General features: G+C 74.0%; 23 protein-coding genes and 1 pseudogene. 11 read left to right on the forward strand and 13 right to left on the reverse strand.

Features of this window, described 5'->3' with window-relative positions; translation table 11 throughout:
• Positions 1-1,041, reverse strand: a pseudogene (locus tag ACFP3R_RS32540) (ATP-binding protein); the annotation flags it as partial.
• Entirely contained in the window at positions 1,038-1,646 is a 609-nt protein-coding gene (locus ACFP3R_RS32545; RefSeq protein ID WP_380641809.1) for a Pvc16 family protein, read from the reverse strand. The gene ACFP3R_RS32545 and the pseudogene ACFP3R_RS32540, both read right to left, overlap by 4 nt.
• 205 nt (positions 1,647-1,851) lie before the next feature.
• Here ACFP3R_RS32545 and ACFP3R_RS32550 point away from each other — a divergent pair, with 205 nt between their 5' ends.
• A complete protein-coding gene (locus ACFP3R_RS32550; protein ID WP_380641812.1) occupies positions 1,852-2,229 on the forward strand; it encodes a hypothetical protein in 378 nt (125 codons plus the stop codon).
• Between the two features lie 91 nt (positions 2,230-2,320).
• Here ACFP3R_RS32550 and ACFP3R_RS32555 read toward each other — a convergent pair whose 3' ends face one another.
• The 7 genes from ACFP3R_RS32555 to ACFP3R_RS32585 form a co-directional block, all read right to left on the reverse strand.
• Complete coding sequence (locus ACFP3R_RS32555) at positions 2,321-3,979, reverse strand: catalase (RefSeq protein ID WP_380641815.1); 1,659 nt, start codon at positions 3,977-3,979, stop codon at positions 2,321-2,323.
• A gap of 219 nt (positions 3,980-4,198) precedes the next feature.
• A complete protein-coding gene (locus ACFP3R_RS32560) occupies positions 4,199-5,491 on the reverse strand; it encodes an ABC transporter substrate-binding protein (RefSeq protein WP_380641817.1) in 1,293 nt (430 codons plus the stop codon).
• A gap of 26 nt (positions 5,492-5,517) precedes the next feature.
• Positions 5,518-6,618: a branched-chain amino acid ABC transporter permease gene (locus ACFP3R_RS32565; protein ID WP_380641820.1), complete on the reverse strand. Its 1,101-nt coding sequence runs from the start codon at positions 6,616-6,618 to the stop codon at positions 5,518-5,520.
• Positions 6,615-7,502: a branched-chain amino acid ABC transporter permease gene (locus ACFP3R_RS32570; protein WP_380641823.1), complete on the reverse strand. Its 888-nt coding sequence runs from the start codon at positions 7,500-7,502 to the stop codon at positions 6,615-6,617. Before ACFP3R_RS32570 ends, ACFP3R_RS32565 begins: the two co-directional genes overlap by 4 nt.
• Positions 7,499-9,334, reverse strand: a complete 1,836-nt coding sequence (locus tag ACFP3R_RS32575; protein ID WP_380641825.1) for an AMP-dependent synthetase/ligase — start codon at positions 9,332-9,334, stop codon at positions 7,499-7,501. Before ACFP3R_RS32575 ends, ACFP3R_RS32570 begins: the two co-directional genes overlap by 4 nt.
• On the reverse strand, positions 9,331-10,209 hold the full coding sequence (locus ACFP3R_RS32580; protein ID WP_380641828.1) for an ABC transporter ATP-binding protein: 879 nt from the start codon (positions 10,207-10,209) through the stop codon (positions 9,331-9,333). Before ACFP3R_RS32580 ends, ACFP3R_RS32575 begins: the two co-directional genes overlap by 4 nt.
• Positions 10,206-10,991, reverse strand: coding sequence for an ABC transporter ATP-binding protein (locus ACFP3R_RS32585; protein WP_380641831.1), 786 nt, complete (start codon positions 10,989-10,991; stop codon positions 10,206-10,208). Before ACFP3R_RS32585 ends, ACFP3R_RS32580 begins: the two co-directional genes overlap by 4 nt.
• Positions 10,992-11,197: 206 nt before the next feature.
• On the opposite strand from ACFP3R_RS32585, the gene ACFP3R_RS32590 reads away from it, so the two are divergent.
• From ACFP3R_RS32590 to ACFP3R_RS32605, 4 genes are read left to right on the forward strand one after another with little or no spacing between them, the layout of a single operon-like run.
• The gene (locus ACFP3R_RS32590; protein ID WP_380641834.1) at positions 11,198-11,557 is read left to right on the forward strand and encodes an ATP-binding protein; all 360 of its coding nucleotides are present in this window, start codon (positions 11,198-11,200) and stop codon (positions 11,555-11,557) included.
• The gene (locus ACFP3R_RS32595) at positions 11,554-12,276 is read left to right on the forward strand and encodes a SigB/SigF/SigG family RNA polymerase sigma factor (RefSeq protein WP_380641837.1); all 723 of its coding nucleotides are present in this window, start codon (positions 11,554-11,556) and stop codon (positions 12,274-12,276) included. The genes ACFP3R_RS32590 and ACFP3R_RS32595 overlap by 4 nt, the downstream gene beginning before the upstream one ends.
• 29 nt (positions 12,277-12,305) lie before the next feature.
• A complete protein-coding gene (locus ACFP3R_RS32600; protein ID WP_380641839.1) occupies positions 12,306-12,884 on the forward strand; it encodes a hypothetical protein in 579 nt (192 codons plus the stop codon).
• Positions 12,885-12,928: 44 nt separating this feature from the next.
• On the forward strand, positions 12,929-13,852 hold the full coding sequence (locus ACFP3R_RS32605) for a hypothetical protein (RefSeq protein ID WP_380641842.1): 924 nt from the start codon (positions 12,929-12,931) through the stop codon (positions 13,850-13,852).
• Between the two features lie 406 nt (positions 13,853-14,258).
• On the opposite strand, the gene ACFP3R_RS32610 is transcribed toward ACFP3R_RS32605, so the two are convergent.
• The gene (locus ACFP3R_RS32610; RefSeq protein ID WP_380641845.1) at positions 14,259-15,287 is read right to left on the reverse strand and encodes a DNA topoisomerase IB; all 1,029 of its coding nucleotides are present in this window, start codon (positions 15,285-15,287) and stop codon (positions 14,259-14,261) included.
• Positions 15,288-15,363: 76 nt separating this feature from the next.
• On the opposite strand from ACFP3R_RS32610, the gene ACFP3R_RS32615 reads away from it, so the two are divergent.
• Positions 15,364-16,452, forward strand: coding sequence for a carboxylate-amine ligase (locus ACFP3R_RS32615; RefSeq protein WP_380641849.1), 1,089 nt, complete (start codon positions 15,364-15,366; stop codon positions 16,450-16,452).
• Between the two features lie 56 nt (positions 16,453-16,508).
• Entirely contained in the window at positions 16,509-16,868 is a 360-nt protein-coding gene (locus tag ACFP3R_RS32620; RefSeq protein WP_380641852.1) for an STAS domain-containing protein, read from the forward strand.
• Here ACFP3R_RS32620 and ACFP3R_RS32625 read toward each other — a convergent pair.
• The 3 genes from ACFP3R_RS32625 to ACFP3R_RS32635 form a co-directional block, all read right to left on the reverse strand.
• Positions 16,865-17,206 carry a hypothetical protein gene (locus ACFP3R_RS32625; protein ID WP_380641855.1) on the reverse strand — a complete coding sequence of 114 codons (342 nt, stop codon included), beginning with the start codon at positions 17,204-17,206 and terminating at the stop codon, positions 16,865-16,867. The two genes, ACFP3R_RS32620 and ACFP3R_RS32625, sit on opposite strands and share 4 nt — an antisense overlap.
• 108 nt (positions 17,207-17,314) lie before the next feature.
• Positions 17,315-17,743 carry a nucleoside deaminase gene (locus ACFP3R_RS32630; protein WP_380641952.1) on the reverse strand — a complete coding sequence of 143 codons (429 nt, stop codon included), beginning with the start codon at positions 17,741-17,743 and terminating at the stop codon, positions 17,315-17,317.
• 201 nt (positions 17,744-17,944) lie between these two features.
• Complete coding sequence (locus ACFP3R_RS32635) at positions 17,945-20,602, reverse strand: CHAT domain-containing protein (RefSeq protein WP_380641858.1); 2,658 nt, start codon at positions 20,600-20,602, stop codon at positions 17,945-17,947.
• Between the two features lie 83 nt (positions 20,603-20,685).
• Between ACFP3R_RS32635 and ACFP3R_RS32640 the strand changes: the two genes are divergently transcribed.
• The 4 genes from ACFP3R_RS32640 (at position 20,686) to ACFP3R_RS32655 (ending at position 23,490) form a co-directional block, all read left to right on the forward strand.
• A complete protein-coding gene (locus ACFP3R_RS32640) occupies positions 20,686-21,891 on the forward strand; it encodes a S8 family peptidase (protein ID WP_380641861.1) in 1,206 nt (401 codons plus the stop codon).
• A 197-nt stretch (positions 21,892-22,088) separates the two neighbouring features.
• Positions 22,089-22,721 (forward strand): RNA polymerase sigma factor, encoded by a 633-nt coding sequence (locus tag ACFP3R_RS32645; RefSeq protein WP_380641863.1) that lies wholly within the window; start codon positions 22,089-22,091, stop codon positions 22,719-22,721.
• Positions 22,687-23,151, forward strand: a complete 465-nt coding sequence (locus ACFP3R_RS32650; RefSeq protein WP_380641865.1) for a hypothetical protein — start codon at positions 22,687-22,689, stop codon at positions 23,149-23,151. The genes ACFP3R_RS32645 and ACFP3R_RS32650 overlap by 35 nt, the downstream gene beginning before the upstream one ends.
• A gap of 198 nt (positions 23,152-23,349) precedes the next feature.
• Entirely contained in the window at positions 23,350-23,490 is a 141-nt protein-coding gene (locus ACFP3R_RS32655; protein ID WP_380641868.1) for a hypothetical protein, read from the forward strand.
• The last annotated feature ends 5 nt before the right edge of the window (positions 23,491-23,495 follow it).

The raw sequence follows: 23,495 nt of genomic DNA on the forward strand, positions 1-23,495 counted from the left end.
CGCGAGGCGGGCGGGCGCGGCGGCCGGGCTGGCGCCGGGGGCGAGGCGGCCGTCCAGGTGGCTCCGCCACACCCGCGCGCGGTCGGCGGCGGGCAGCGGTTCGGCGTCGTGCGGCAGCGGCGGGTCGGCGTGCCACCGCGGGTCCCACACGCCCGGCCCGAACACCAGCAGCGGCACCGCGGGGTGGGTGAGGTCGGCGGGCGGCGGCTCGTCCTCCACCGGCCCGAGCACCACGCCCGCGCCGCGCAGCACGGCCTCGCGCAGCACGGCGGTCCGCGCGTGCCGGTCCGGGTCGGCGCGCACCCGGTCGGCGTCGACCTCCAGCACCGCGAACCCGGCGCGCCGCAACGCCGCCGCGGCCGTCTCCCGCGCGCCACCGCCCGGACGTTCCCGCAGGTGGACGAGGCGGACCCCGGCGTGGAGGGCGCGCACCAGCGGTTCCACCCCGGTCGCGGCGGGCTCCTCGTCGACGAGCCGGGCGACACCGGTGAGCGCGGCGTCCGGCCGGTCGTCGCCGAGCAGGTGGTTGACCACCCGGTCGGGCACGCGCAGCGACCGGGACAGGAACGGCCGGTCCCCGTCCTCCACGACCAGCAGCCCGCCGGCGGGCAGCGGCGCGCCCGGGTCCAGCCGCGCCCGGCCCGCCGCGTGCGCCTCGGGCAGGCCGCACAGGCGCAGCGCCAGCCCCGCGGTGGCGCGCCGGCGCGTGACGTCGTCGTTGAGGTAGCCGTAGAACTGCTCGAACCGGCTGTCCACGTCCGGGGCCAGCGCCACCAGCAGCAGTTCCACGTCCAGCCCGGTCAGCCCGGCGGTCCCGGCCAGCCGACCCAGCCGCCCGGAGGCGGGCGAGTCCCGGAACGGCACGAACGGCTCGCGGCGCCCGGCCAGCAGGGCGTCGATGGCCTCGTCGGACAGGTAGAGGCCGCGGAACGGGTCGTCGGGGTTGTGGTCGGCGCCGCGGCGGGCCGCGACCGCGTCCCGGATGCGCCGCTCCAGCGCGGCCAGCCGGCCGAACAGGTGGGGCAGGCTGCCGGTGTTCACGATCGCCCGCGACCGGTGCCGGCCCGGTGCGCGACGTGGTCGCCGCCCATCGCCAGGCCCAGGCCCTCCTCGACCGGCGGCCCGGCGGCCACCGGGCGCCCGGCCTCGACCGGGGCCGACACCACCACGTCCAGCGACGGCTTCAGCTCGCCGCCCAGCGCCGACCACACGTCGGCGAACGCCCGGTCCTCGGGCGGCGGCAGGGCGACGGTCATCGGCACGGGCAGCCCCAGCCCCGCCAGGGAGCCGGTGAGCAGCCGCGCGGGCAGCGACTCGTGCCGCAGGAAGTTGACCAGCAGCTCCGACAGCAGCCGGTGCTCGTCCTCGGAGCGCTGCGTCCACGCCGTGACCAGGTAGGACAGCTTGATGTGGCGCGGCGGCAGGTGCCGGGCGGCGACCCGGCCGTTCTCGTACTCGTTGAGCAGGCCGCGCTGGCGGCGGCGCAGGTCCTCGCGGATGTCGTAGAGGTAGACGTTGACGGTGGGCGCGTTGCGGCGCGCCGACCAGTCCTTCGTGGGGGCGTCGAACGCCACCTCGACATCCGTGCCGCGCAGGGCGTCGTCGCGGACCAGTCGCCGCAGCGCCTCGTCAACCTCGTGGATCACGCTCCCACGATGGCCGGGCGGGCGGCGGCGGACCAGCGGCGGCGCGGCGGACCTCCGGGCAGTGCCGGCTGCCCGTGCGGGCAGTCGCGGGGGACCGAAGGCCGCAGCCGCGGTGATCGGCACACCACCCCATCGGCCGGTGCGGCGGGGCCCGCGCCGTGGTTAGCCTTCCGTGGGTTTCCGCGCCGGGCAAAGGAGCTCCGCCATGCCGAGCCGTGTTCGCCACGTCCTCCTCGCCACGGCCCTGGCGGCCGGCCTCGCCGCGGTCACGCAGAACCCGGCGCAGGCCGTGACCTGCAACGCGAAGGCGAACCTGACCGCGGCGGGCGCCTCCCTGCACGGCCAGGCGATCACCCTGTGCCGCGGCGGCACCCCGCTCCCGGGCGAGCCGACGCCGGTCCACGTGGTCGACGACAGCGGTGTGGTGCAGCGCCTGGACCCGGGCACCGGCACCTGGCACGCGGTGGCGGCCGGGTCCGGTGCCATCACCTACACCTGCGTCGGCACCGCCACGAACACCTACCGGACGGTCAACACGTCCGCGGCGAAGACCTCGGCGAACCTGGTCGCGGCCTGCGGCTGATCCCCCGCGCCCCCGACCCCCGCGCCCCCGACCCCCGCGCTCCGGGGCGCGGCGCTCCGGGGCGCGGCGCTCCGGGGCGCGGCGCACCCGCTCAGGCGTGCCGGACGCGCTCGTTCGGCACGCAGTGGGTCATCTGGAGCCCCTCGACGTCCCGGGGACCGTTCGCGCCGAGGTTCTCCAGCCGCTTGCGGTCCTCGTCGGTCAGGTCCTGGCTCGCCAGCGGCTCCAGGTGGGCGACGGCCCCCGGCCCGATGCCCAGCCCCTCGCCCACCCGCAGCCCGAGGTCGTCCTCGGTGAGCAGGAGGTGCCAGACCATCCGCTCCCGGACGGGCCGGTCGCACTGCGCGAGCAGGGTGACGAGGTTGTGCACCAGGTCGTCCCGCTCCCACCGTTGCATGAGCAGGTAGCGCTGCCCGGCCTGCGCGTAGTCGTTGGTCCGGGGGATGCGCTTGCGGGTGAGCCGGCCCTGGATCACCGGCCCCTGCTCGTCGTGCGTGGGGTACCGCGCCTCGCGCAGCCCGCCGGTGATCGACGGCTCGTAGTTGACGTGCGGGTTCGTCCCGGCGGTGTCGTTGTAGTAGGCCATCTGGCCGTCGCGCTGGTTGGTGCTGACCTCCACCCCGTCCTTCGGCTGGTTGACCGGCAGCTGGAGGTAGTTGGAACCGACCCGGTAGCGCTGGGTGTCGCTGTAGGAGAAGGTGCGGCCGACGAGCATCTTGTCGTCGGAGAAGTCCAGGCCGTCCACCAGCACGCCGGTGCCGAACGCGATCTGCTCGTTCTCGGCGAAGAAGTCGCCCACGTTGCGGTCGAGCACCATGCGGCCGACCGGCTTGGCCGGGAACTCGTTCTCCGGCCACACCTTCGTGTCGTCCAGGGGGTCGAAGTCCAGCTCGGGGTGCTCCTCCTCGGTCATGACCTGCACGAGCAGCTCCCACTCGGGGTGCTCGCCGCGCTCGATGGCCTCGTACAGGTCCCTGGTGGCGTGCCCGAGCTCGGTGGCCTGGACCGCCGCCGCGTCGGCCTCGGTCATGCTCCTGACCCCGGCCTTGGGCATCCAGTGGTACTTGACCAGGATCGACTCGCCCTCGCCGTTGAGCCACTCGTAGGTGTTGACGCCGAAGCCCTGCATGTGCCGGTAGTCGGCGGGGATGCCGCGCGGGCTGAACAGGTTGACGAGCATGTGCATCGACTCGGGCGTCTGCGACATGAAGTCGAAGATCCGGTTGGGCTCCTGCCGGTGGGTCACCGGGTCCGGCTTGAGGGCGTGGATGACGTCGGGGAACTTGATGGCGTCCCGGATGAAGAACACCGCCAGGTTGTTGCCGACCAGGTCCCAGTTGCCGTCCTCGGTGTAGAACTTCACCGCGAACCCGCGCGGGTCGCGGGCGCACTCCGAGGAGTCCCGGCCGCCGATGACGGTGGAGAACCGCACCGCCACGTCGGTCCGCTTACCCTTCTCCTGGAACAGCTTCGCCCGGGTGTAGGGCGCGATGGGCTCGTCGCCCCAGCCCCCGTAAGCCTCGAAGTAACCGAAGGCCACCGCCCCGCGCGCGTGGACCACCCGCTCGGGAATCCGCTCGCGGTCGAAGTGGCTGATCTTCTCCAGGAACTGGTAGTTCTCCAGCGTGGCCGGCCCCCGGGCCCCGACGGTCCGCTGGTTCTGGTTGTCGTAGACGGGGTGCCCCTGCCGGTTGGTCAGCACCGGGCGGTCGTCGTCGGCCGCCGACCCCTTGCTCGCCACGTCAGTCATGGCCGTCGCGTCCACCTTCCGCACGTCTTCCCGGGTCCACTCCGTCCAGGCGGTCTACCCCTGGGCCTGGTGGAGTAACGGAAATTCCCACTAAAGGGTGAGGGTGCGGGTGCCGTGGACCCGTCCGGGCGAAATGCCCGGGGAACCGGGCGGCCGGGGCGCGTCGCCACCGGACCGGCGGCGCGGGTCGGGGCACCGCCCGACCCGCGCCGCGACCCGTCACGCGTAGCAGGGCTTCTCGAACCTGAACCCCTCCGCCGTCGGCCCGACGAAGAAGTCCTTGACCATCCCCACCCCCGTGGGCTCCGCCTCGTCCGGCCGGTAGATCAGCGACTGCCGGAACGTCGACTCGTCCGGCGTCCCGGCGAACCGCCCCGCGCCCTCGGGCAGCATCCCCTCGTAGTCGACCGACTCCAGCTGCCGCACCGCCGCGAGCACGCCCGCCCGGGTCAGGTCCTTGTTCGCCGCCGCCTTCTCCAGCGCCGCCTTGAGCGGGTACGCCCAGATCCAGCCCGAGGTGTACCCGTCGTTCGGGGTGACGCCCGGCAGGGCCGCCCGCAGGGCCTCGTGCCCCGGCGAGTCGGTGCCCCACGGCTTCCACGGCGCGGTCTGGTAGTAGAGCGCCCTGATCGCGGGCGCCGCCGGGCTGGCCAGCAGGCCCAGGTTCCACGTCGGCGAGGTGCCGATGAACTTCCCGGTGTAGCCGCGGGCCGCGGTCTGCCCGACGATCACCGCCGCGTCGGTGGGGCCGACGGTCAGGATCACCACGTCCGGCTTGCCCGACACGATCGCGTCGATCGCGCCGCCCTGGTTGTCCTGCCCGGTCTGGGTGACGGTGTCGGAGAACGTCAACCCGCGCCCCTCGGCGGCCAGCTCGGCGCCCGCGGCCGCGTCGTCGCCGTAGTCGCCCTGGAGGTGCACGGCCATGACGCTCTTGGCGCCCAGGTCGTCCGCGGCGAAGTCGACCGCGTTCATCGACTCCACGCAGTAGTTGGCGCCGGACTCCAGCACCACCTCCTCGACGCCCCACAGCGACGTCCACGACGCGGGCACGACGACCATCTGCGTGTCCTCCAGGTCGGGCAGGATGGCCGCGGTGGTCGGCGAGCCCAGGGTCTGGGTCAGCGCCAGCACCTCGCCCTTCATCTCCTGGTAGACCTGGTTGTGGATCTGCGGGTTGTACTTGTTGTCGGCGATGTGCGTGGTCATGTCGACGTCGTAGCCGCCGATGCCGCCCCGGTCGTTGACCCGCTGCCAGAACGCCTTCTGCGCGTCGACGATCGACGTGGCCAGGGCCTTGAACGGCCCCTCGGTCAGGTCGGAGATCGTGCCCAGGTAGATGCAGCCCCGGTCGGCGTGGCCGGTGTCCGGGCAGGGCTCCGACGTCACCCCGAAGTCGATCTTGATGCCGCTCTCGTCCTCCACCGGCGCCGCGCCGTCACCACCCCGGCAGGCGACGGCGGCCAACGCCACCACCGACAGCACCGCGAGCACCGCTCTGTGCCTTGCCATCCCATCCACCCTTCGACGCGAGGATCTCAGTACGAGAAAGGCCAGGTGCGCCAGTAGTTGCGGACGCGCACCCAGATCCCGACCAGGCCGCGCGGCTCGGCGATCAGGAACACCACGATCAGCAGCCCGTAGAGCACCGCCTCGACCTGGAACACGGTCACCGCGCCGGTCGCGTCGCCGCTGATGAACGGCAGCACCTCCGGCAGCTCGCGGGTGACGCGCGGCAGCAGCGTGATGAACAGGGCGCCCATGATCGCCCCGGAGATCGTGCCCGCGCCCCCGATGAGCACCATGGCGATGTACTGCACCGACAGCAGCAGCCCGAACGAGCCGGGGTCGAAGAACCCGTTCACCACGAACAGCAGCGAGCCCGCCACCCCGGCGTAGAAGGACGACACGGCGAACGCCAGCGCCTTGTAGCGGGTCGGGTCCACGCCGATCACCGCCGCCGCGAGGTCCCGGTCCCGCACCGCCGCGAACGCCCGCCCGATCCGCGACCGCACCAGGTTCCGCGCGAGCACCGCGAACACCACCAGCAGCACGAACATCAGCAGGTACAGCTGCTGCGGCGCGGTGAACCAGGCCGAGGGCCGGTCCAGCCGCACCCCGAACAGCTCGGGCACCGCCGCGGGCCGGCCCACGCCCGGACCGCCGGTCAGCGAGGTCCACTCCCGGAACACGTGCTCGCCGAGGAACACCAGCCCCAGCGTCACGATCGCCAGGTACAGGCCGCGCAGCCGCACCGCCAGCGGCGCCACCAGCAGCCCCGCCAGCCCCGCGACCAGCCCGGACGCCAGCAGCCACACCGGCAGCGAGGTCACGCCGAACCCGAGCACCCGGCCGTCCGGGTCGCCCGACAGCGCCGCGCCCGTGTAGGCGCCGATGGCCAGGAAGAACGCGTGCCCGAGCGACACCTGCCCCGCGTAGCCGGTGACGACGTTCAGCCCGATCGCGCCGATCGCCGCGACGAACGCGGTCGCCAGCAGCACCAGCAGGTCGTCGGTGACCAGGAACGGCACCAGCAGCGCGAACACCGCCAGCGCGCCGGTCCAGGCCCGCTTGGGCCGCGTGTTCAGGAACGCGGTGTCCTGCGCGTAGGAGGTGTAGAGCTCCGGACGACCCCTCACAGCCGCTCCACCTCCCTGGCGCCGAACAGCCCCTGCGGTCGCACCAGGAGCACCACCAGCATCAGCGCGTATGGCGCGACCAGCGCGAAGTTCGGTCCGAGCCACGGGGCCACGTCGCCCTGGTAGGTGCCGACCAGCGACTCCACCACCCCGACCGCCAGCCCGCCCGCCACCGCGCCGCCCAGCGAGTCCAGGCCGCCGAGGATGACCGCGGGCAGCGCCTTGAGCGCCACCACCCACAGCTGCTGGTCCACGCCCGCGCCGGTGGCCACGAACACGCCGGCCAGCGCCGCCAGCCCGCCCGCGAGCGCCCACGACAGCGCGAACACCGACCCGACCCGGATGCCCTGGGCCAGCGCCACCTCCTGGTCGTGGGCGACCGCCCGCATGGCCAGGCCGGTGCGGGAGAACCGGAAGAACGCGAACAGCGCGACCACCACGGCCACCGTCGTCGCGAACATCACCAGGTACCGCTGCTGCACGTCCACGCCGAGCAGCGACACCGTGGCCAGGCCCCACGGGTCGCCCACCGGCAGCACGTCCAGCCCGATGAACGCGTTGGTCACCACCCGCACCACCACGTCCACGCCGATGGTGATGATCGCGACCACGAACGCCGGCTTGCCGATCATCGGCCGCAGCACGGTCCGCTCCACGCCCAGCGCCAGCGCGGCGATCACCAGCGCGGCCACCGGCACGGCCAGGAAGAACCCGACGCCCGGCGACAGGTGGGCGACCAGCACCGCGCCCGCGAGCATGAACGCCGGCTGCGCGAAGCTGATCACCCGCGTCGACTTGTAGATGATCACGAAGCCCAGCGCGAGCAGGGCGTAGACCGACCCGGTGCCCAGGCCCCGGACCAACGACTGGAGGAACTCGCTCACGTCCGCCCCCCGTCCCGCGCGCCGTCGGCGTACATCTCCTCCACCAGGTGCGCGTAGGCCGTGGCCAGCGCGGACCGCTTCACCTTCTGCGTGGCGGTCAGCTCGCCGTCGGAGTGGTCCAGTTCCTTGGGCAGCACCCGGAACCGCCGCACCCGCCCGACCGGGGCGAACCGCTCGTTCGCCGCGCGCACGACCCCGGCGACCAACTCGCGCACCTCGTCCTTCTCCGCGAGGTCGCGGTAGGTGGTGTGGGTGAGGCCGCGCCGCGCGGCCCAGTGGCCGACGGTGTCGGGCTCGATACCGATCAGCGCCACCAGGTACGGGCGCCGGTCCCCGAGCACGACGGCCTCCTTGACGTACGGGGAGTCCTTCAGCGCGTTCTCGACCTCGGACGGCGCCACGTTCTTGCCGCCCGCGGTGATGATGATGTCCTTCATCCGGTCGGTGATCCGCACGTGCGTGCCGTCGACCCACTCGCCCACGTCGCCGGTGCGCAGCCAGCCGTCCTCGGCGAGCACCCGCCGGGTGGCCTCCTCGTCGCGCCAGTAGCCCGCGAACACGCCGGGGTGGCGGGTCTGGATCTCGCCGTCCTCGGCGATCCGCAGCTCCACGCCCTCCTGCGGCTCCCCGACCGTGCCGAGTCGGACCCGGCCGGGCCGGTTGCCGGTGGCGACGCCGCTGTTCTCGGTCATCCCGTACACCTCGTGCACGGGCACGCCGATGCCCATGAAGAACCGGAGCACCTCCGGCGAGATCGGCGCGGCGCCGGACGCGGCGTAGCGGACGTGCCGCAGCCCGAGGCGCGTCTTCAGCGCCCGGTAGCAGCACACCCAGCCCACCGCGTACCGCAGCCGGGTCGCGGTGGTGTGCCGGCCGCCGGCGCGGACCAGCTCGGCGCCGATCCGGTCGGCCACCCGCAGCCAGAACCGCGTGGTCACGCGCTTGACCGGGGAGGCGTTGGCGGTGCCGATGGTGACCGCCGTCAGCACCTTCTCCCAGGTGCGCGGCACGCCGAACAGGATCGTCGGCTGCACCTCGCGCAGGTTGGCCCGCACGGTGTCGACGGACTCCGCGAAGTGCACCTGGATGCCGGCCGCCGCGTTGAGCCAGGTGGTGAAGACGCGCTCGGCCACGTGGCACAGCGGCAGGTAGGACAGGGTCACGTCGCGCGCCGAGGCGGGCGGCGAGGCGCCGGCGGTCACCCCGACGGCGAACTCCACGTTGGCGGCGGTCAGCATCGCGCCCTTGGGCGGGCCGGTGGTGCCGGAGGTGTAGACGAGGGTCAGCACGTCGTCCGGCTCGGCCCCGCGCATCCGGCGGGCGACCGCGTCGGGGTGGTCCCCGCGGTGCCGCGCGCCCAGGGCGAGGAAGTCGTCCCAGGACATCAGGCGGTCGTCGGTGTAGCGGCCCCGGACGCCGCGCGGCTCCAGGTAGACGACGTGCTCCAGGTCGGGCAGCGCGTCCAGCACGGCCAGCACCTTGTCGACCTGCTCCTGGTCCTCGGCGACGAGCACGCGGGCGCCCGAGTGCGACAGCAGGTAGGCGACCTCGTCCGCCGGGCTGGTCGGGTACAGGCCCACGGTGGTGGCGCGCACGGCCACCGCGCCGATGTCGGAGTACAGCCACTCGCGGCGGTTCTCCGAGTGCACGGCCACCCGGTCGCCCGGGTCGACGCCGAGCGCGAGCAGGGCGTGGCCGACCAGCTCCGCCCGCTCCCAGTAGTCCGCCCAGGAGACCTCCTCCCAGACGCCCAGGCGCTTGGCGCGCAAGGCCACCGCGCCCGGCGTGGCCGAGGCCCGGTCGCGCACGCGGGTGGCGATGGTGGTGATCACCCGGCGCCCCCCGCGGTCCGGGGGGACTCGCCGAGGTAGGCGCGGACCACGTCCGGGTCGCGCTGCACCTCGGCGGGCGTGCCGGTGCGGACGGGGCGGCCGAAGTCGAGCACCAGCACCCGGTCGGCGAGGTCCATGACCAGGCCCATGTCGTGCTCGACCATGACGATGGCGATGCCCAGCTCCTCCCGCACGTCCAGCACGAACCGGGCCATGTCCTCGGTCTCCTCGGCGTTCATGCCCGCGACCGGCTCGTCCAGCAGCAGCACCCTCGGCTCCATCGCCAGCGCCCGGCCCAGCTCCACGCGCTTGCGCACCCCGTAGGGCAGCAGCCCGACGGGCATCCGCCGCCACGGCGCCAGCTCCAGGAAGTCGACGACCTCCTCCACCACCGCCCGGTTGGCCAGCTCCTCCCGCCGCGCCCGGCCGAGCCAGGCGAACGCCGACAGCGCGCCGTAGCGCATGTGGTGGTGGCGGCCGAGCATGAGGTTCTCGACCACGGTCAGGTGGGCGAACAGCTCGATGTTCTGGAAGGTGCGGGCGATGCCCATGGCGGCGATCCGGTGCGGGCGCACGCCCAGCAGCTCGCGCCCCTCGAACCGGACCGACCCCGATCGCGGGCGGTAGACGCCGGAGAGCACGTTGAAGATCGACGTCTTGCCCGCGCCGTTCGGGCCGATGATCGCCAGCAGCTCGCCGGGGTCGACGTGGAAGGAGACCCCGTCGATCGCGGTGACGCCGTCGAAGGCCAACGTCACGTCGTCGAACTCCAGGACCGGCCCCTCGTGCGGGCGGGTCGGGGGCGAGGGGGTCGGGTCCGGGCTGGTCTGGTTCGGGCTGGTCGGGTCCGGGCTGGTCGGGTCCGGGGGTGTCACGACAGCCACCGCTTCCGCCGCTTGTAGTGCTTGACGTCCCGGAACGACCGCGCCGCGCCCTCGCCGCCCAGGCCGAGGTAGAACTCGCGCACGTCCTCGTCGGCCAGCAGCGCGGCGGCCGGGGAGTCCATCACGACCCTGCCGGTCTCCAGCACGTAGCCGTGGTCGGCGATGGACAGCGCCATGGTCGCGTTCTGCTCGACCAGCAGCACGGTCGTGCCCTCGGCGTTGATCTTCACCACGAGGTCGCGGATCTGCTGGACCACCAGCGGCGCCAGCCCCAGGCTCGGCTCGTCCAGCAGCAGGTAGCGGGGCTCGGACATGAGCGCCCGCCCGATCGACAGCATCTGCTGCTCACCGCCGGACAGGTAGCCGGCGCTCTGCCCGCGCCGCTCCCGCAGCCGCGGGAACAGCTCGTACATGCGCTCCAGGTTGCGCTTGATCGCGCGGGGCGCGGTGTGGCCGCCGACGCGCAGGTTCTCCTCGACGGTCAGCTCCGCCAGCACGCGCCTGCCCTCCAGCGCCTGCTTCACGCCGAGCGCGGCGATGCGCGAGGGCGGCGCGCGGTGGATCGGCTCGCCGTCGAGCGTGACCCGCCCGCGGGTGACCTTGCCGTCGTGCACGCCCAGCAGTCCGGACAGGGCGCGCAGCAGGGTCGTCTTGCCCGCTCCGTTGGCGCCGAGCAGCGCCACCACGCGCCCCTCGGGGACCTCCAGGCTGACACCGCGGAGCACCAGCACGACGTCGTCGTAGACCACTTCGAGGTTGTTCGCCTCCAGCACCGGCGCCTCCGTGTGGTTGGCGTGGGGAGGCGGCCAGTATGGCTCCGATCACACCGTTACCTACCACTGTTCGCAAACCGTGATGAACCCACCCACGCCCTGTTCGGCTTTCACGATTCTGTTGCTCGGTCCTGTGTGGACTGGTGTAGGGCCCCGGAGGTGCGGGTATCCCCCGGCACCTGGAGCGAGAGGGGTGTTCGCCACTCATGGACGGCCCGGAGGTGGAGCTGAGGGTGGCGGCGCGGCCGGCGCACCTGTCGACGGTCCGCGCGGTCGCGAAAGCGGTGGCCCGGTCCACCCCGGAACTCGCGATCGACCTGGTCATAGCCGTGGACGAGGCGTGCACCGCGCTCATCGCCCGCGCGAGGAGCGGCACGCAGCTGCTGTGCCGGTTCGTCCGGGAAGGTGATTCGGTTCGGTTTCGCGCACAGGTCTCGTCCTCGGCCGTCACCGTCCCCGACCACGACTCGTTGTACTGGCGGGTCGTCAGTTCCGTGACCGACGCGGTGGCCACCTGGGTGGAGGGAGACGGCCACTTGCGGGTGGAGCTGAGGTGCCGGGCATGAACGCGGTGGACTACCAACCGCTGTTCCAGGAGATGGCGGCGGCGGACGGGGCGAAGCACCAGGCGTTGCGGGACCGGTTGGTCACCGAGCACCTGCCGATGGCCCGGCACATCGCCGACCGGTTCGCCGAGCGCGGCGAGTCGGTGGAGGACCTGAGGCAGGTCGCCGCGGTGGGGTTGATCAACGCGGTGGACCGGTTCGACCCGTCCCGGGGGATCGACTTCCTGGCGTTCGCGGTGCCGACGATCACCGGCGAGGTGCGGCGGTACCTGCGCGACCAGGGGTGGGCGGTGCGCGTGCCGCGGAGGTTGAAGGAGCTGTGCACCGCGATCGACGGGGCGCGGGTCGAGCTGGCCAGGCGCACCGGGCGCACGCCCAAGCCCAGCGAGGTGGCCCGGCACCTGGGCGTACCGCTGGACGAGGTGTACGAGGGCCTGCACGCGGCGTCGGCGCACCACCTGCTCTCGCTCGACGACGGGCTGGCCGACTCCGACGGGCTGGCGTTCGACGACCCGGCACTGGAGGTGGTCGAACTCCAGCACGCCCTCGACCCCATGCTGCGCGGGCTGCCGAAGCGGGAGCGGCGGATCGTGGTGCTGCGGTTCTACCGGAACATGACGCAGAGCCAGATCGCCGACTCGGTGGGTGTCTCGCAGATGCACGTGTCGCGTTTGTTGAGCCGGTCCCTGGCGCGTTTGCGCGACCTGCTCGACGATTGAGCGAACAGGGTTGAGAGGGGTTGGTCGCGGTGGTGGCGAACCTGTGCTGGCCGCAGCGGTCGGCCCTCGGGTTGGGTGTGCTGCTCGTGGTGTGGGGCGTGGTCGACTTCATCGCCGGCCGGTCGCCGCTGGGGGTGCTGCACGTGGTCACCGGCGTGGTCGCGGCGGCGTCCGCGACGTCGATGCGCGCCTCCCGGCCCGTGGGTTCGCTGATGGCCGTGGTGTTCCTGGTGGTGTTCGCGTTCGGGGTGGGTGAGGCGGGGCCGGGTGGTTCGGCGATGGATGCCGGGGTGGTCGGCAACGGGCTGCACCTGCTGATCGGCTTCGCGTCCGTGGCGGTGGCGGCCAGTTGCGCCTGGTGCCAGCAGCGCTCGCGCCCGACGACGCGCTCGACGGCGCTCCTGACGACGTCGCCGGGTGGGGGTGCGGTGCCGGGCGCGGCTCCCGGCTCGACTCCCGGCCCAGCTTCGGGCTCGGCTCCCGCCTCGGGCTCGGCCTCGGCCCCAGGCCCGGCTCCCGGCTCGGCCTCAGCCCCAGGCCCCGTTCCCGGCTCGGCCTCGGGCCCGGCTCCCGGCTCGGCCTCGGGCCCGGCGGAGCGGTTGCCCTGAGCCACTTTCGGGTACCTCACCGTTGACCCGAACCGGGAGGACCCATGGACACCGCGAGTCTGCACGACGTGGTCGGGATCGAGGGCCCGTTCGTCTCAGTGTTCCTCGACGTGGGCGACCACGTCGAGCTGCGCTGGCGCGCGATGCGGGACCAGCTCCAGGCCCAGCGCGCCGACCCGTACCTGGTGGCTCTGGCGCACAACGCGATCACCAGCGGCGAAACCCCGCGCGGCATGGCGGGACGCGGCCTGGTCGTCGGCGGTGGTCGGGTGCTGGTGGACCGGTACGTCCCGGTGCCGCCGACCGGTTACACGGCGCGGTACGGGGTCCTCCCCTACCTGCTGCCGCTGGCGGACCTCTCCGAACCCCTCCTGCCGCACGTCGTGGTGCAGGTGGGCGAGCACGGCGTGGACCTGCGCGGGGTCGACCCGAGCGGCCGCCCGGTCGCCGTGGCCACGGTCGGCGCGCGCAGACCGGACCACCGCCTCGACGCGACGGAACTGGCCGACGTCGCCCAGGAGGCGACCGCACTGGTGGACCGCTTGGACGCGCCCCTGCTGGTGCTGGCGGGCCCACTGGCCGGCCGCCGCTCACTGCGCGTGGCGCTGCCCAGCCGGTACCACCACCTGGTGGTCGAGGTCGAGGGCCCGCCGGACCGCGCGGTGCTCCACCTGGCCGGCCGGGCCAACCAGGACGCGCGCCGCGCCGTGGTCGAACGCTTCCGCGACGAATCCACCCGGCTCACCGGGCGCGCGGTGCACGGGCTCGACGCGGTGTCGCGGGCGCTGGACGAGGGCACCGTGGACACCCTCCTCATGACCGACGTGCTGGCGGGCTCGCGACTGGTGGGCGAACACCGGGCCGACGAACTCCTGCCCCTGCGGGCGGTCGCGTGCGAGGCGGACATCGTCCTGGTGGGCGGCGCCATCCGGCTGCACGAGGACGTCGGGGCGCTGCTCAGGGGCTGATCACTTCCCCTGCACCCGCCAGCCGGACTCCTCAGCGGGCCTCCCGCAACGGACCCTCGCAGCCGGACCCTCACCCTCGCAGCCGAACCCCGCAGCCGGGCCCCGCCGCCGAACCCCGAAGCCAGTCCCCTCACCCAACCACACCCACCCCGGCCACCCGACTGCGCTCACCAACACCGGAGCCGGCCGGGAGCTGCCGGGGCGGAGGGCCCAGACCAGGTCCGGCCCCAGGTCCACCTCCAGGCCGGTCGGCGGCGGCCCAGGCGCCAGGCCGAACCGCTCACATCAACACTTCCGTGGTTCGCGTGGTTCCTCATGTTCAACCGAGTCGCCAACCCCCCGTTTCCGTACATCCCCAGGCCGATGATCACCCGATCGTGTAACCGGCCCACGCCCACCCATCCCGCTACCCGCGCCCCCGCTTCCCCTTGACCCGTAGCATCCGCACCACCGCACGCTCCACCGTCTCACGATCAGCCGACCTCGGCTTGATCACCACCCCACTCCGCCACAGCTCCACCACCCGAGGATCGACGTAGGACTTCCGGGCCACCGCCGGCGTGTTCCCGAGGTGCTCCGACACCTCCCGCACCACCCCCGCCTCCACCCGCTTCGCCGCGCTCTTGCTCCCCGGCGCCCCCTCCCGAGCGAACTCCCGCGCGAACGCCGCCGCCGCGAGCACCGTCGCGTGCCACGTCCGCAGGTCCTTCACCGAGAACTCCTCCCCCACCAGCTCCTTGAACCGCTCGTTGATGTCGTCGGACCCGATCTCGTACCCGCCGTCGTCCACGAGCAGCCTCTCCCCCGACCCCGACCCCGACCCCGACCCGGCCCCCGACCCCGCCCCTCCCCGGAGCAACGCCTTCACCGCCCGCGCCAGCGCCGCGTCCTCCACCTCCGTCGTGAACTGGATCCCGTGCTTGGCCGGGTAGCAGAAGTCCACAGTGGACCCCCGCACCCCCACGTGCGAGCACAGCAGCGTCGCCACCCCGTGCGTGCCGTTGTCCGCCGCGTACGTCTCACCGCCGACCCGGAACACCCCCTGGTCGAGCACCGCCAGCGCCACGGCCAGCACCCGCCGCCGCGACCGCCCCCGCCCGTCCAGCTCACGCGCGACCTCGGCCCGGAACCCCGGCAGCACGGGCGCCAGGTCGAGCACCCGCTCGTGCTTCTCCTCGTCCCGCTCCTGCCGCCACCTCTCGTGGTACAGGTACTGCCGCCGTCCGGCCGAGTCGGTGCCGACCGCCTGGATGTGCCCGTTCGGGTGCGGGCAGACCCACACGTCACGCCAGGCCGGCGGGATCGCCAGGGCCTTGACCCGCTCGACCGACGCGGCGTCCAGGCGCGCGCCGTCGGCGTCGGTGTAGCCGAACCCGCGTCCCCGCGCGCGGCGGTGCCAGCCGGGGCCGTGGGGATCACTGCGACGGAGTCTCACGCCCGCGCAGGTTCCCGCGCGACCTCCCGACAAACACAATGGTTGGATCATGCCCCGATTGGGTATAGGAGCGCTCATGAGGCAGCCGTGGACCGTCGGGGTCGAGCAGGAGTTCCTGCTCGTCGACCCCGAATCACGCCGTCCCGTTCCGCTGGCCGAGTCCGTCCAGCAGCACGCGGGGGCGAGCCTGGACGTGCAGCGCGAACTGACGCCGTTCCAGATCGAGGTCGCCACGCCGGTGTGCGAGTCGACCGACCAGCTGTTCGAGCAGGTCCTGCTCGGCCGCACGCACCTGGCGAAGGCGGCGCACGCGGCGGGCTGCCGGCTGCTGGCCTCGTCGGTGCCGCCGATCGGCACGGCGGGACCGCCGCCGGGCACCGACGACCCCCGCTACCGGATGATGGAGTACTCGCACCGCAAGATGATCGGCGGCTCCGGGGTGTGCGGTATGCACGTCCACGTGGGCGTCCCGGACCGGGACACCGCCGTGCGGGTGGGCAACGCGATCCGACCGTGGCTGCCGACGCTGCTCGCGCTGAGCGTGAACTCGCCGATCGAGCAGGCGGAGGACACGGGCTACGCGAGTTGGCGCTCGATCGTGTGGTCCCGGTGGCCGATCAGCGGCCCCCCGCCGCACCTGGCGTCGGCCGAGGAGTACGACCGGGTGGTCAGCTCCCTGGAGGCGACCGAGGTGCTCCTGGACAGCGGCATGGTCTACTGGGACGTCCGCCCGTCGGAGAACCACCCGACGGTCGAGGTGCGGGTCACCGATGTCCCGATGACGGCCCGCGAGGCCGTGGTCATCGCCGAGCTGATCAGGGCTTTCGCCCGGACCGCCGCCGATTCCGCGGACGTCGAGCCGGTGAGCGAGCTGCTGCTGAAGGCGGCCTACTGGCGCGCTTCGCGCGACGGCGTGGACGGGCTGGCCGTGGACCCCCGCACGGGTCACCTGGTGCCGGCGCGGGAGCTGGCGCTGGAGCTGGCCCGGTGGTGCGCGCCCGCGTTGCGGGACGCGGACGCACTGGGCACCGTGGAGGGGCACCTGGAGTGGCTGCGCGGGCACGGCAGCGGTGCGGCCAGGCAGCGACGCGCGTTCGGCGCCTCGCCCGACGCCCGCGAACTGGTGGACGTGGTGATGTCCGAGACGGTCGACGACGGCCGTTGAGGATTACCGTGGAGTACGCGCCGCACCGGGCGGCGGTGAACGAGAGGAGAACGGGCGTGCCAGATCCCGCGGCGACGCTCGCTTCCGTGCGGGTCGACCGACCGGCGGACGGCGTGGTGGTGCTGCACGTGTCGGGAGAGTTGGACACGAGCAGCGCGGATGAACTTGCCAGGCCGCTGAAGGAGCACCTGGTCGAAGGCGTGCGAGGCGTGGTCGTCGACCTCGGCGGAGTGCGGTTCCTGGGCTCCGCCGGCCTGGAGTCGCTGGTCGTGGGCAACCAACGGGCGTCCGCGCTGGGCGTGTCGTTGGTGCTCGTGGCCACGAGCCGGGCGACCCTGCGCCCCATCCAGGCGACCGGCTTGGACTCGGTGTTCACCGTGGTCGAGTCGCTCGACGACGCGTTGGGCCGGTTCTAGGGGAACCGGCGGACGGTCCTGATGGCGCAGCGCACCGCCCCCACCGGGGGCAGTGCGCCCGCCGGGGGGACCACCCAGCGGGACGCCCGGGCCGGTACGCGCCGGGGGCCCCGCCAGTACCGCGCGTCCGGCGGCAGGACGTAGCGCGGTTCGGGCTCGGCGTCCGGTTGGGCGAGGAACAGCCACCTCAGCCGGGGGCCGGGGATCGCCAGGATGGGTCCGAGGGGGCCGGTGGAGCGCAGCTGGTGGCTCACCTCGGCGCCCCAGCTCGCGGGCACCTCCACGGCCATCACGTCCTCGTCGAGGACGAGGCAGTCGTCCACGTAGCGGGGTTCCATGCCCGCTGATCTTGACGGCGCCCTGTGTCGGGGCTGTGTCCCGGCGCGGTGTTCCGCGTTAACGCCGGCCGGTGTTCGGTCCCGGCCCGTGTCGGTCCAGGCCGGTGTTCAGTCCCGGCCGATGTCCTCGAACCAGAGCTCGGGCCGGGCCTCGACGAACCCGGCCATCATCGCCGCGCACCCCGGGTCGTCCAGCAGGGTGATCTCCACGCCGTGCTCGGCCAGCCAGTCGTGGCCGCCGTGGAAGGTCCGCGCCTCGCCGATGACCACCCGGGGGATGCCGAACTGGCGGACGAGGCCGCTGCAGTACCAGCAGGGCGACAGCGTGGTGACCATCACCGTGTCGCGGTAGCCCGCCCGGCGGCCCGCGGCGCGGAACGCGGCGGTCTCGGCGTGGGTCGAGGCGTCGTCGTCCTGCACCCGCCGGTTGTGGCCGCGACCGAGCAGCTCCCCGTCGGCGGTGAACAGCGCCGCGCCGATCGGTATGCCGCCCTCGGCCAAGCCCGCGCGGGCTTCCGCCACCGCCACGGCCAGCATCTCGCGTGCGTCCACCCGTCCAACCTAACCCGTCCGGGCGCGGCGGTGGCCTGCGCGAAGGGTGAACTGACCGGCCCCGAACGGGCGACGTGGCCACTCCTGGCGGGCGACCCGCGGTCCTGAACGTTGAACTCACCGGTCCTGGACGTACGACACGGTGGGTCTGAGCGTACGACTCGCGGTGAGGGGGTGAACTGGGGGTCAGGCGCCGAAGCAGAGGAAGCCGGCGGCGGCGGCCAAGGCGGCGTCGCCGCCGCCGCGGTGGGCCTCCTGGGCGTCGGCCAGGGCGGCGGACGGGGGTTCGCCGGCGGCCAGGCGGCGGTGCAGGTCGACCATGAGGGAGGTGGTCACCTCGGCGGGGACGGGCACGACCGGGGCGATCAGGGTGCGCGCGCCCAGGCCGAGGAGGGCGGCGGTGAAGCCCATCAGCTCGTCGCCGGGGCGGACGGCGGACAGGCCCGAGTCGCAGGCGGACAGGACGACCCGGGCGGGTGGGGTGCGCAGGCGTTCCAGGTCGTAGACGGTGAGCGGGCCGTCGGCCAGTTCCAGGGCGGAGAACAGGGGGTTGTCGGCGCGGAACGAGCCGTGCGCGGCGACGTGCGCCAGGGGGGCGCCGTCCATCGCGGCGGCCACGGCGTCGACCGTGGCGTCCGGGCCCACCAGGACCGAGGCCGAGTCGGTCAGGGGGGTGATGGCGGCGATCTCGGCCGGGGCGGCGGGCAACCTCGGGCCGGCGGCCAGGACAGGGCGGCCCGGGGAAGGGGGAGCGGCCGGGTGGGGGGAAGCGGGGAGGGAAGGGGGCGGAACAGGCGGGGTGGAGGCTCGTAGCCACACGGTGGCCGAGGGGGCCACCACTACCGAGCGGCCCTGGCAGCCCGGTAGGGCGGACCAGGGCAGGCCGCCGAGCAGGCCGGTGGGGGCCAGCACCAGGGGGCGGGAGCCCAGGCGGCGGCGCAGGGGGGCGAGCAGGCGGGTCTCCAGCAGGTTGGCCGCGTGGTCCGCGCCCGCGCGGACGGCCGAGCGGTCCACGTGCTCGGGCAGGGTCACCAGGCGGTGCAGGGCAAAGCGGAGCAGCCGCACCTCGCGCAGGGCGCCGTCGAGCCGGCCCAGGTGGTGCAGCGACGCGCGGCCGCCCGCCACCACCACGGCCAGCAGGGCGCCGTCGTGGTCGATGTACTCGACCAGGGCGGCGGGGCCGAGCGCGTGGGCCAGGTCGTGCACCTCGGGCGGGGTGGAGACGGCGCCGCCGCCGCTGGTCTGCCGGGTCAGCTCGCGCACCCGCTGCTCGCCGCGCACCTGCCGCTGCCGCAGCGCGGACACGGGTCTGCCCTCCAGCAGGGCGGTCTCCAGGTCGGCGGTCACGGCGCGCAGCTCGGCCAGGGCGTCGGCCAAGCCGGAGTCCTCGGGCGGTCGGGCGGGGGTCATGCGCAGCGCGCCGGCCCGCCACGCCTCGGCCCACGACAGGACCTTGGCGGCGTGGCCGGAGGCGACGGCCGTGCGCAGCCCCTCCAGCGCGAGGGCCTTGCCCTGGGCCCCGCTCAGCGCCCGCAGTTCGGCCGCGCCCAGCGAGACCCGGTACTCGTCGAGCAGCCGCAGGCCGCGCCGCAGGGCGATCTGCGCGCCGCGCGCGTTGCCCTCCAGGTCGCGCCGCAGCGCCTCGGCGTACCAGCCCTGCACGCGGTGCGCCGCCGTGCCGACGCCGCGCCGGGCCGCGCCCGCCACCGCCAGCTCCGCCACCGCGCGCCGCCGGTCGCCCAGGTCGCGGGCGACCAGCGCCGCGTCGACCCGCGCCTCCAGGCCCGCCATCCGCCAGCCCAGCGCGTCGAGCCGGGACGCCACCCGCACCAGCGCGGCCACCAGGGGCCGGTCGCGCCGGCCGCTGAGGTAGGCCGCGCGCAGCTCCACGTGCCGGGCGCCCGCCTCCCACACCTCGCGCTTCTCGCGCCGGAACCCGCGGCGCGCGGCCACGGCCATCCGCACGGCGTGCTCCAGGTCGCCCTCCAGCAGGGCGACGCGGGCCCGGTAGAACATGGCCTCCGAGCGGGCCAGCACGAGGTCGGCGCCCAGCTCCTCCAGCGCCCGGTCGGCCGCCGCCCGCGCCTCCTCCAGCAGCGGCACCGACACCAGCAGCTCCAGCCGGTTGATCAGCAGCGCCGGGCGGGGCACCGCCAGCCGCCGGTACTCGTGCTCGGCCTCGGCGAACATGGTCAGCGCCCGCGGCACGTCGCCCGCCCGGGACGCGGAGATGCCCGCGTTCCACCGCACGTCGGCCACCGCCAGCTCCAGGTCCAGGTCGCGGTAGAGCGCGGCGGCGCGGTCGAAGTCCTCGTCCGCGGCGCGCAGGCCGCCGGTGTAGGCGCGCAGCAGGCCGCGGTTGTTGCGGGCGCGGGCCTCGCCGAGCCGGTCGCCGGTGCGGCGGGCCGCCTCGATGGACCGGTTGTACTCGCGCCGGGCCTCGTCGTACCGGCACAGGTAGTGCAGCACCAGGCCGCGCTGCATCCGGGCGATGTCGGCGTCGCCGCCGTCCAGCTCCCCCAGCGCCGCGTTGATCGCGCGCAACGCCTGCGCGTGCCGCCCGGTGGTGGAGAGCACGAACGCCAGGCTCACCCGGGCCAGCGCCGCCGACCGCGCCGAGCGCGCCCGTTCCGCGATGCGCACCGCCCGGCGCAGGTGCCGCAGCGCGCCGTCGAAGTCGTGCAGTTCGCGCAGCGACAACCCGATCGCCCGTTCGGCGGTCGACGCCTCTTCCGCGTCGCCCGCCGACCGCGCCGCCCGCAGTGCGGAGCGGCCGATCTCGATGGCCGCGCGCGGGTCCCGCTGCCGGGCCTCCAGCGCTGCGGCGGCGGTTTTTCCGGCCACGAGAACCACTTTATTACCAAGACCGCTGTGGTAGCTTGATCAAAGCTCGCACCACTCCCCTTCTACGCCGTTGTGAGGCCGTGGTGTCCCAACCTTCCGATCGGGCTGCCCTTTACCTCCGGGCATTCGACCAGGCGATCAGTGAGCACAAGGACTTCCGCCTGCACCCCGAGCGCGGCCGCGAATTCGTCTACGTGGCGCGGGAACTGCTCACCATCCCGGAGGACGTCGCGCGGGTCGTCCGGAAGTTGGCGCAGAACAACATCGTCGCCGAACGGGGCCGGGACTTCGCGGGGATGGCGCGCCTGGTGCTGCCGCTGCGCAACGCCGAGGACGTCCCCGACGTCGTGCGGCTGCTGCGCGACCCCCAGCAGTGGCCCGGCGAGCGCACCCCGGTGGTGCAGCCGCACCACGTGCTGTTCGGCCACGGGGGGAACATGCACGGCCACCCGGGTCAACCGCCGCGCGTGGCGGCGCCGCTGGCCGACCCGGACGGGACGGGTTCGGGGCTGGGCAAGGGCGTGACCGTCGGCATCGTGGACACCGGCATCTCGGCCACCGCGGGCGGCGACCACCCGGCGTGGCTGGGCACCGCGTTCCTGTCCCGGGCCGACGAGGTCGACCCCGCCTATTCCGGCGGCGACGTGTTCGCCGTGGAGGGCGGGCACGGCACGTTCGTCGCGGGCGTGGTGCGGCAGGCCGCGCCGGGCGTGCGGTTCGACCCGGAGAGGGCGCTCGACCAGTTCGGCCTGGGCACCGAGGAGGACTTCGCGCGGGCGCTGTCCGCGTTCGACGAGCGGGTGCACGTCGTCAACATCTCGATGGGCTGCTTCACCCAGGACGACGTGGCCCCCGAGCCGGTCCGCCGGTCGGTCGCGGCGCTGCCCACCGGCGTGGTGGTGGTCGCGTCAGCGGGCAACCAGGGCACGGCCCGACCGAGCTGGCCCGCCGCGCTGCCCGGGGTGACGGCGGTGGCGGCGGTGGCCGAGGAGCGCGACGGCACGCGCGCCCCCGCCTGCTACTCCAACCACGGCCACTGGGTGGACGCGTGCGCGGTCGGCAACCGGACCAGCACGTTCCTCCGGGGCCGGTGGGTGCTGCCGGGCCTGCCGGACGAGGTCTACGACCGGTTCGCCTACTGGCTGGGCACCTCGTTCGCCGCGCCGCACGTGGCCGGGCGGATCGCCGCGACGATGACCCAGTCGGGCGTGTCGGCCGCCGCCGCCCGCGACCAGCTGCTGGTGGGGCGCCCCGAGTTCTTCCCCGGGTACGGCGTCTTCGTCGCCTAGGGCGTCGAACCGGACGTCGAACCGGACGTCGAGCGGGACCGGATGTCACCCGAACAGGGGCACGGATGTATCTGGCGCCCGGGTCCGCACTCCGTAGTGTGTGGCAGCGACGAATCCGAAGTCCGAGACCCGGCCGGGGTCCGCGCCGGCACACGCCCTGGCGGTGGTGACACACCCCCGGGCCCCGAGGAGGGCACGTGATCCCTGCAGCCCCGATCGGCGCGCTGGTGGGCGCGGCGGCGGACGGCGACCGGCGTGCGTGGGACGAGATCGTGGCCCGCTTCACGCCGCTGGTGGTGTCGGTGATCCACCGGCACCGGCTGCGGCCCGCGGACGCGGCGGACGTCAACCAGACGGTGTGGCTGCGGCTGGTGGAGCAGATCGGCAAGCTGCGGGACGCCGACGCGCTGCCCGGGTGGATCGCCACCACCACGCGCAACGAGTGCCTGCGGATGCTGCGGATGCAGCAGCGCCTCCAACCGTTCGACCCGCAGTCCGAGGAGGAGCCGGCGAGCCCGGTGGACGCGGAGGCCGAGCTGGACGAGGAGCTGGAGACCGCGCAGCGGCTCCAGGCGCTGCGCGACGGCTTCCGGGCGCTGCCCGAGCACTGCCGGGAGCTGCTGATCGCGCTGATGGCCGACCCGCCGCCGAGCTACTCCTCGGTGAGCGAGCGCCTGGACATGCCGGTCGGCAGCATCGGCCCCACCCGCAGCAGGTGCCTGGACAAGCTGCGCAAGACCCCCGCGGTGTTCCGGCTGGTCAAACCGAGGCGGGTCGACGGAGGAGGTGTGCTCGGTGCTGAAGGGCGATCCGGCGTGGGAAAGCGATGAGGAGCTGCTGAGGGACCTGGCGGTGGCCCTGGCGGAGGAGCGGGACGTGCCCGAGCACGTCGTGCAGGCGGCGCGCGCGGCGTACACGTGGCGCACGGTCGACGCCGAGCTGACGGCGTTGACCAGCTACGACTCGATCCTGGACGCGGAGCTGGCGGTGCGGGCGCGGGCCACGTCGACCGCGCGGCAGCTGGTGTTCGACGCGGAGGGCGTCTCGGTGCAGGTCGAGGTGACCGAGGCGGGCGTGGCGGGGCAGGTGCTGCCGGCCCGGCCGGGCCGGGTGGAGCTGCTGACCGCGACCGGGCCGGTGGAGGAGGCGGAGCTGGACGAGCTGGGCATGTTCCTGCTCGGGCCGCCGCCGGCGGGACCGGTGCGCTTCCGGTGCGCGGTGGGCGGCACGACCGTGGTCACCGACTGGGTTTGCGTGTAGCCCCGTCACGGGCGCCTGCCCGCCCGCGACGGGGCGTTCCGACTCCGGGTAATGCGGGGCCCATTTGTGCCCCCGCCCAATATCCGCCACGAAAGAGTGACAGCGGTTTCTAACCCGTTTGGCGGATCGTTTTTCCCAGTAGGGTGGCTGAACCGGCGTATTCGACCGGCGGGCAAACCATCACCCGAGAGGTGCACCGTGGTCGAGCGAGCGAGCTGGTCCCCGGACGGTGTCGACGTCGACCTGCCGAGTTCCGCGCGCGTCCACGACCACCTGATCGGCGGGGGCCCCGACCCGGGCACGGCCGACCCCTGCGCGGTCGTCGGCCGCAAGCCCTGAAGCCC

This window comes from Saccharothrix lopnurensis (assembly GCF_042658445.1).
Classification (GTDB): Bacteria; Actinomycetota; Actinomycetes; order Mycobacteriales; family Pseudonocardiaceae; genus Actinosynnema; species Actinosynnema lopnurensis.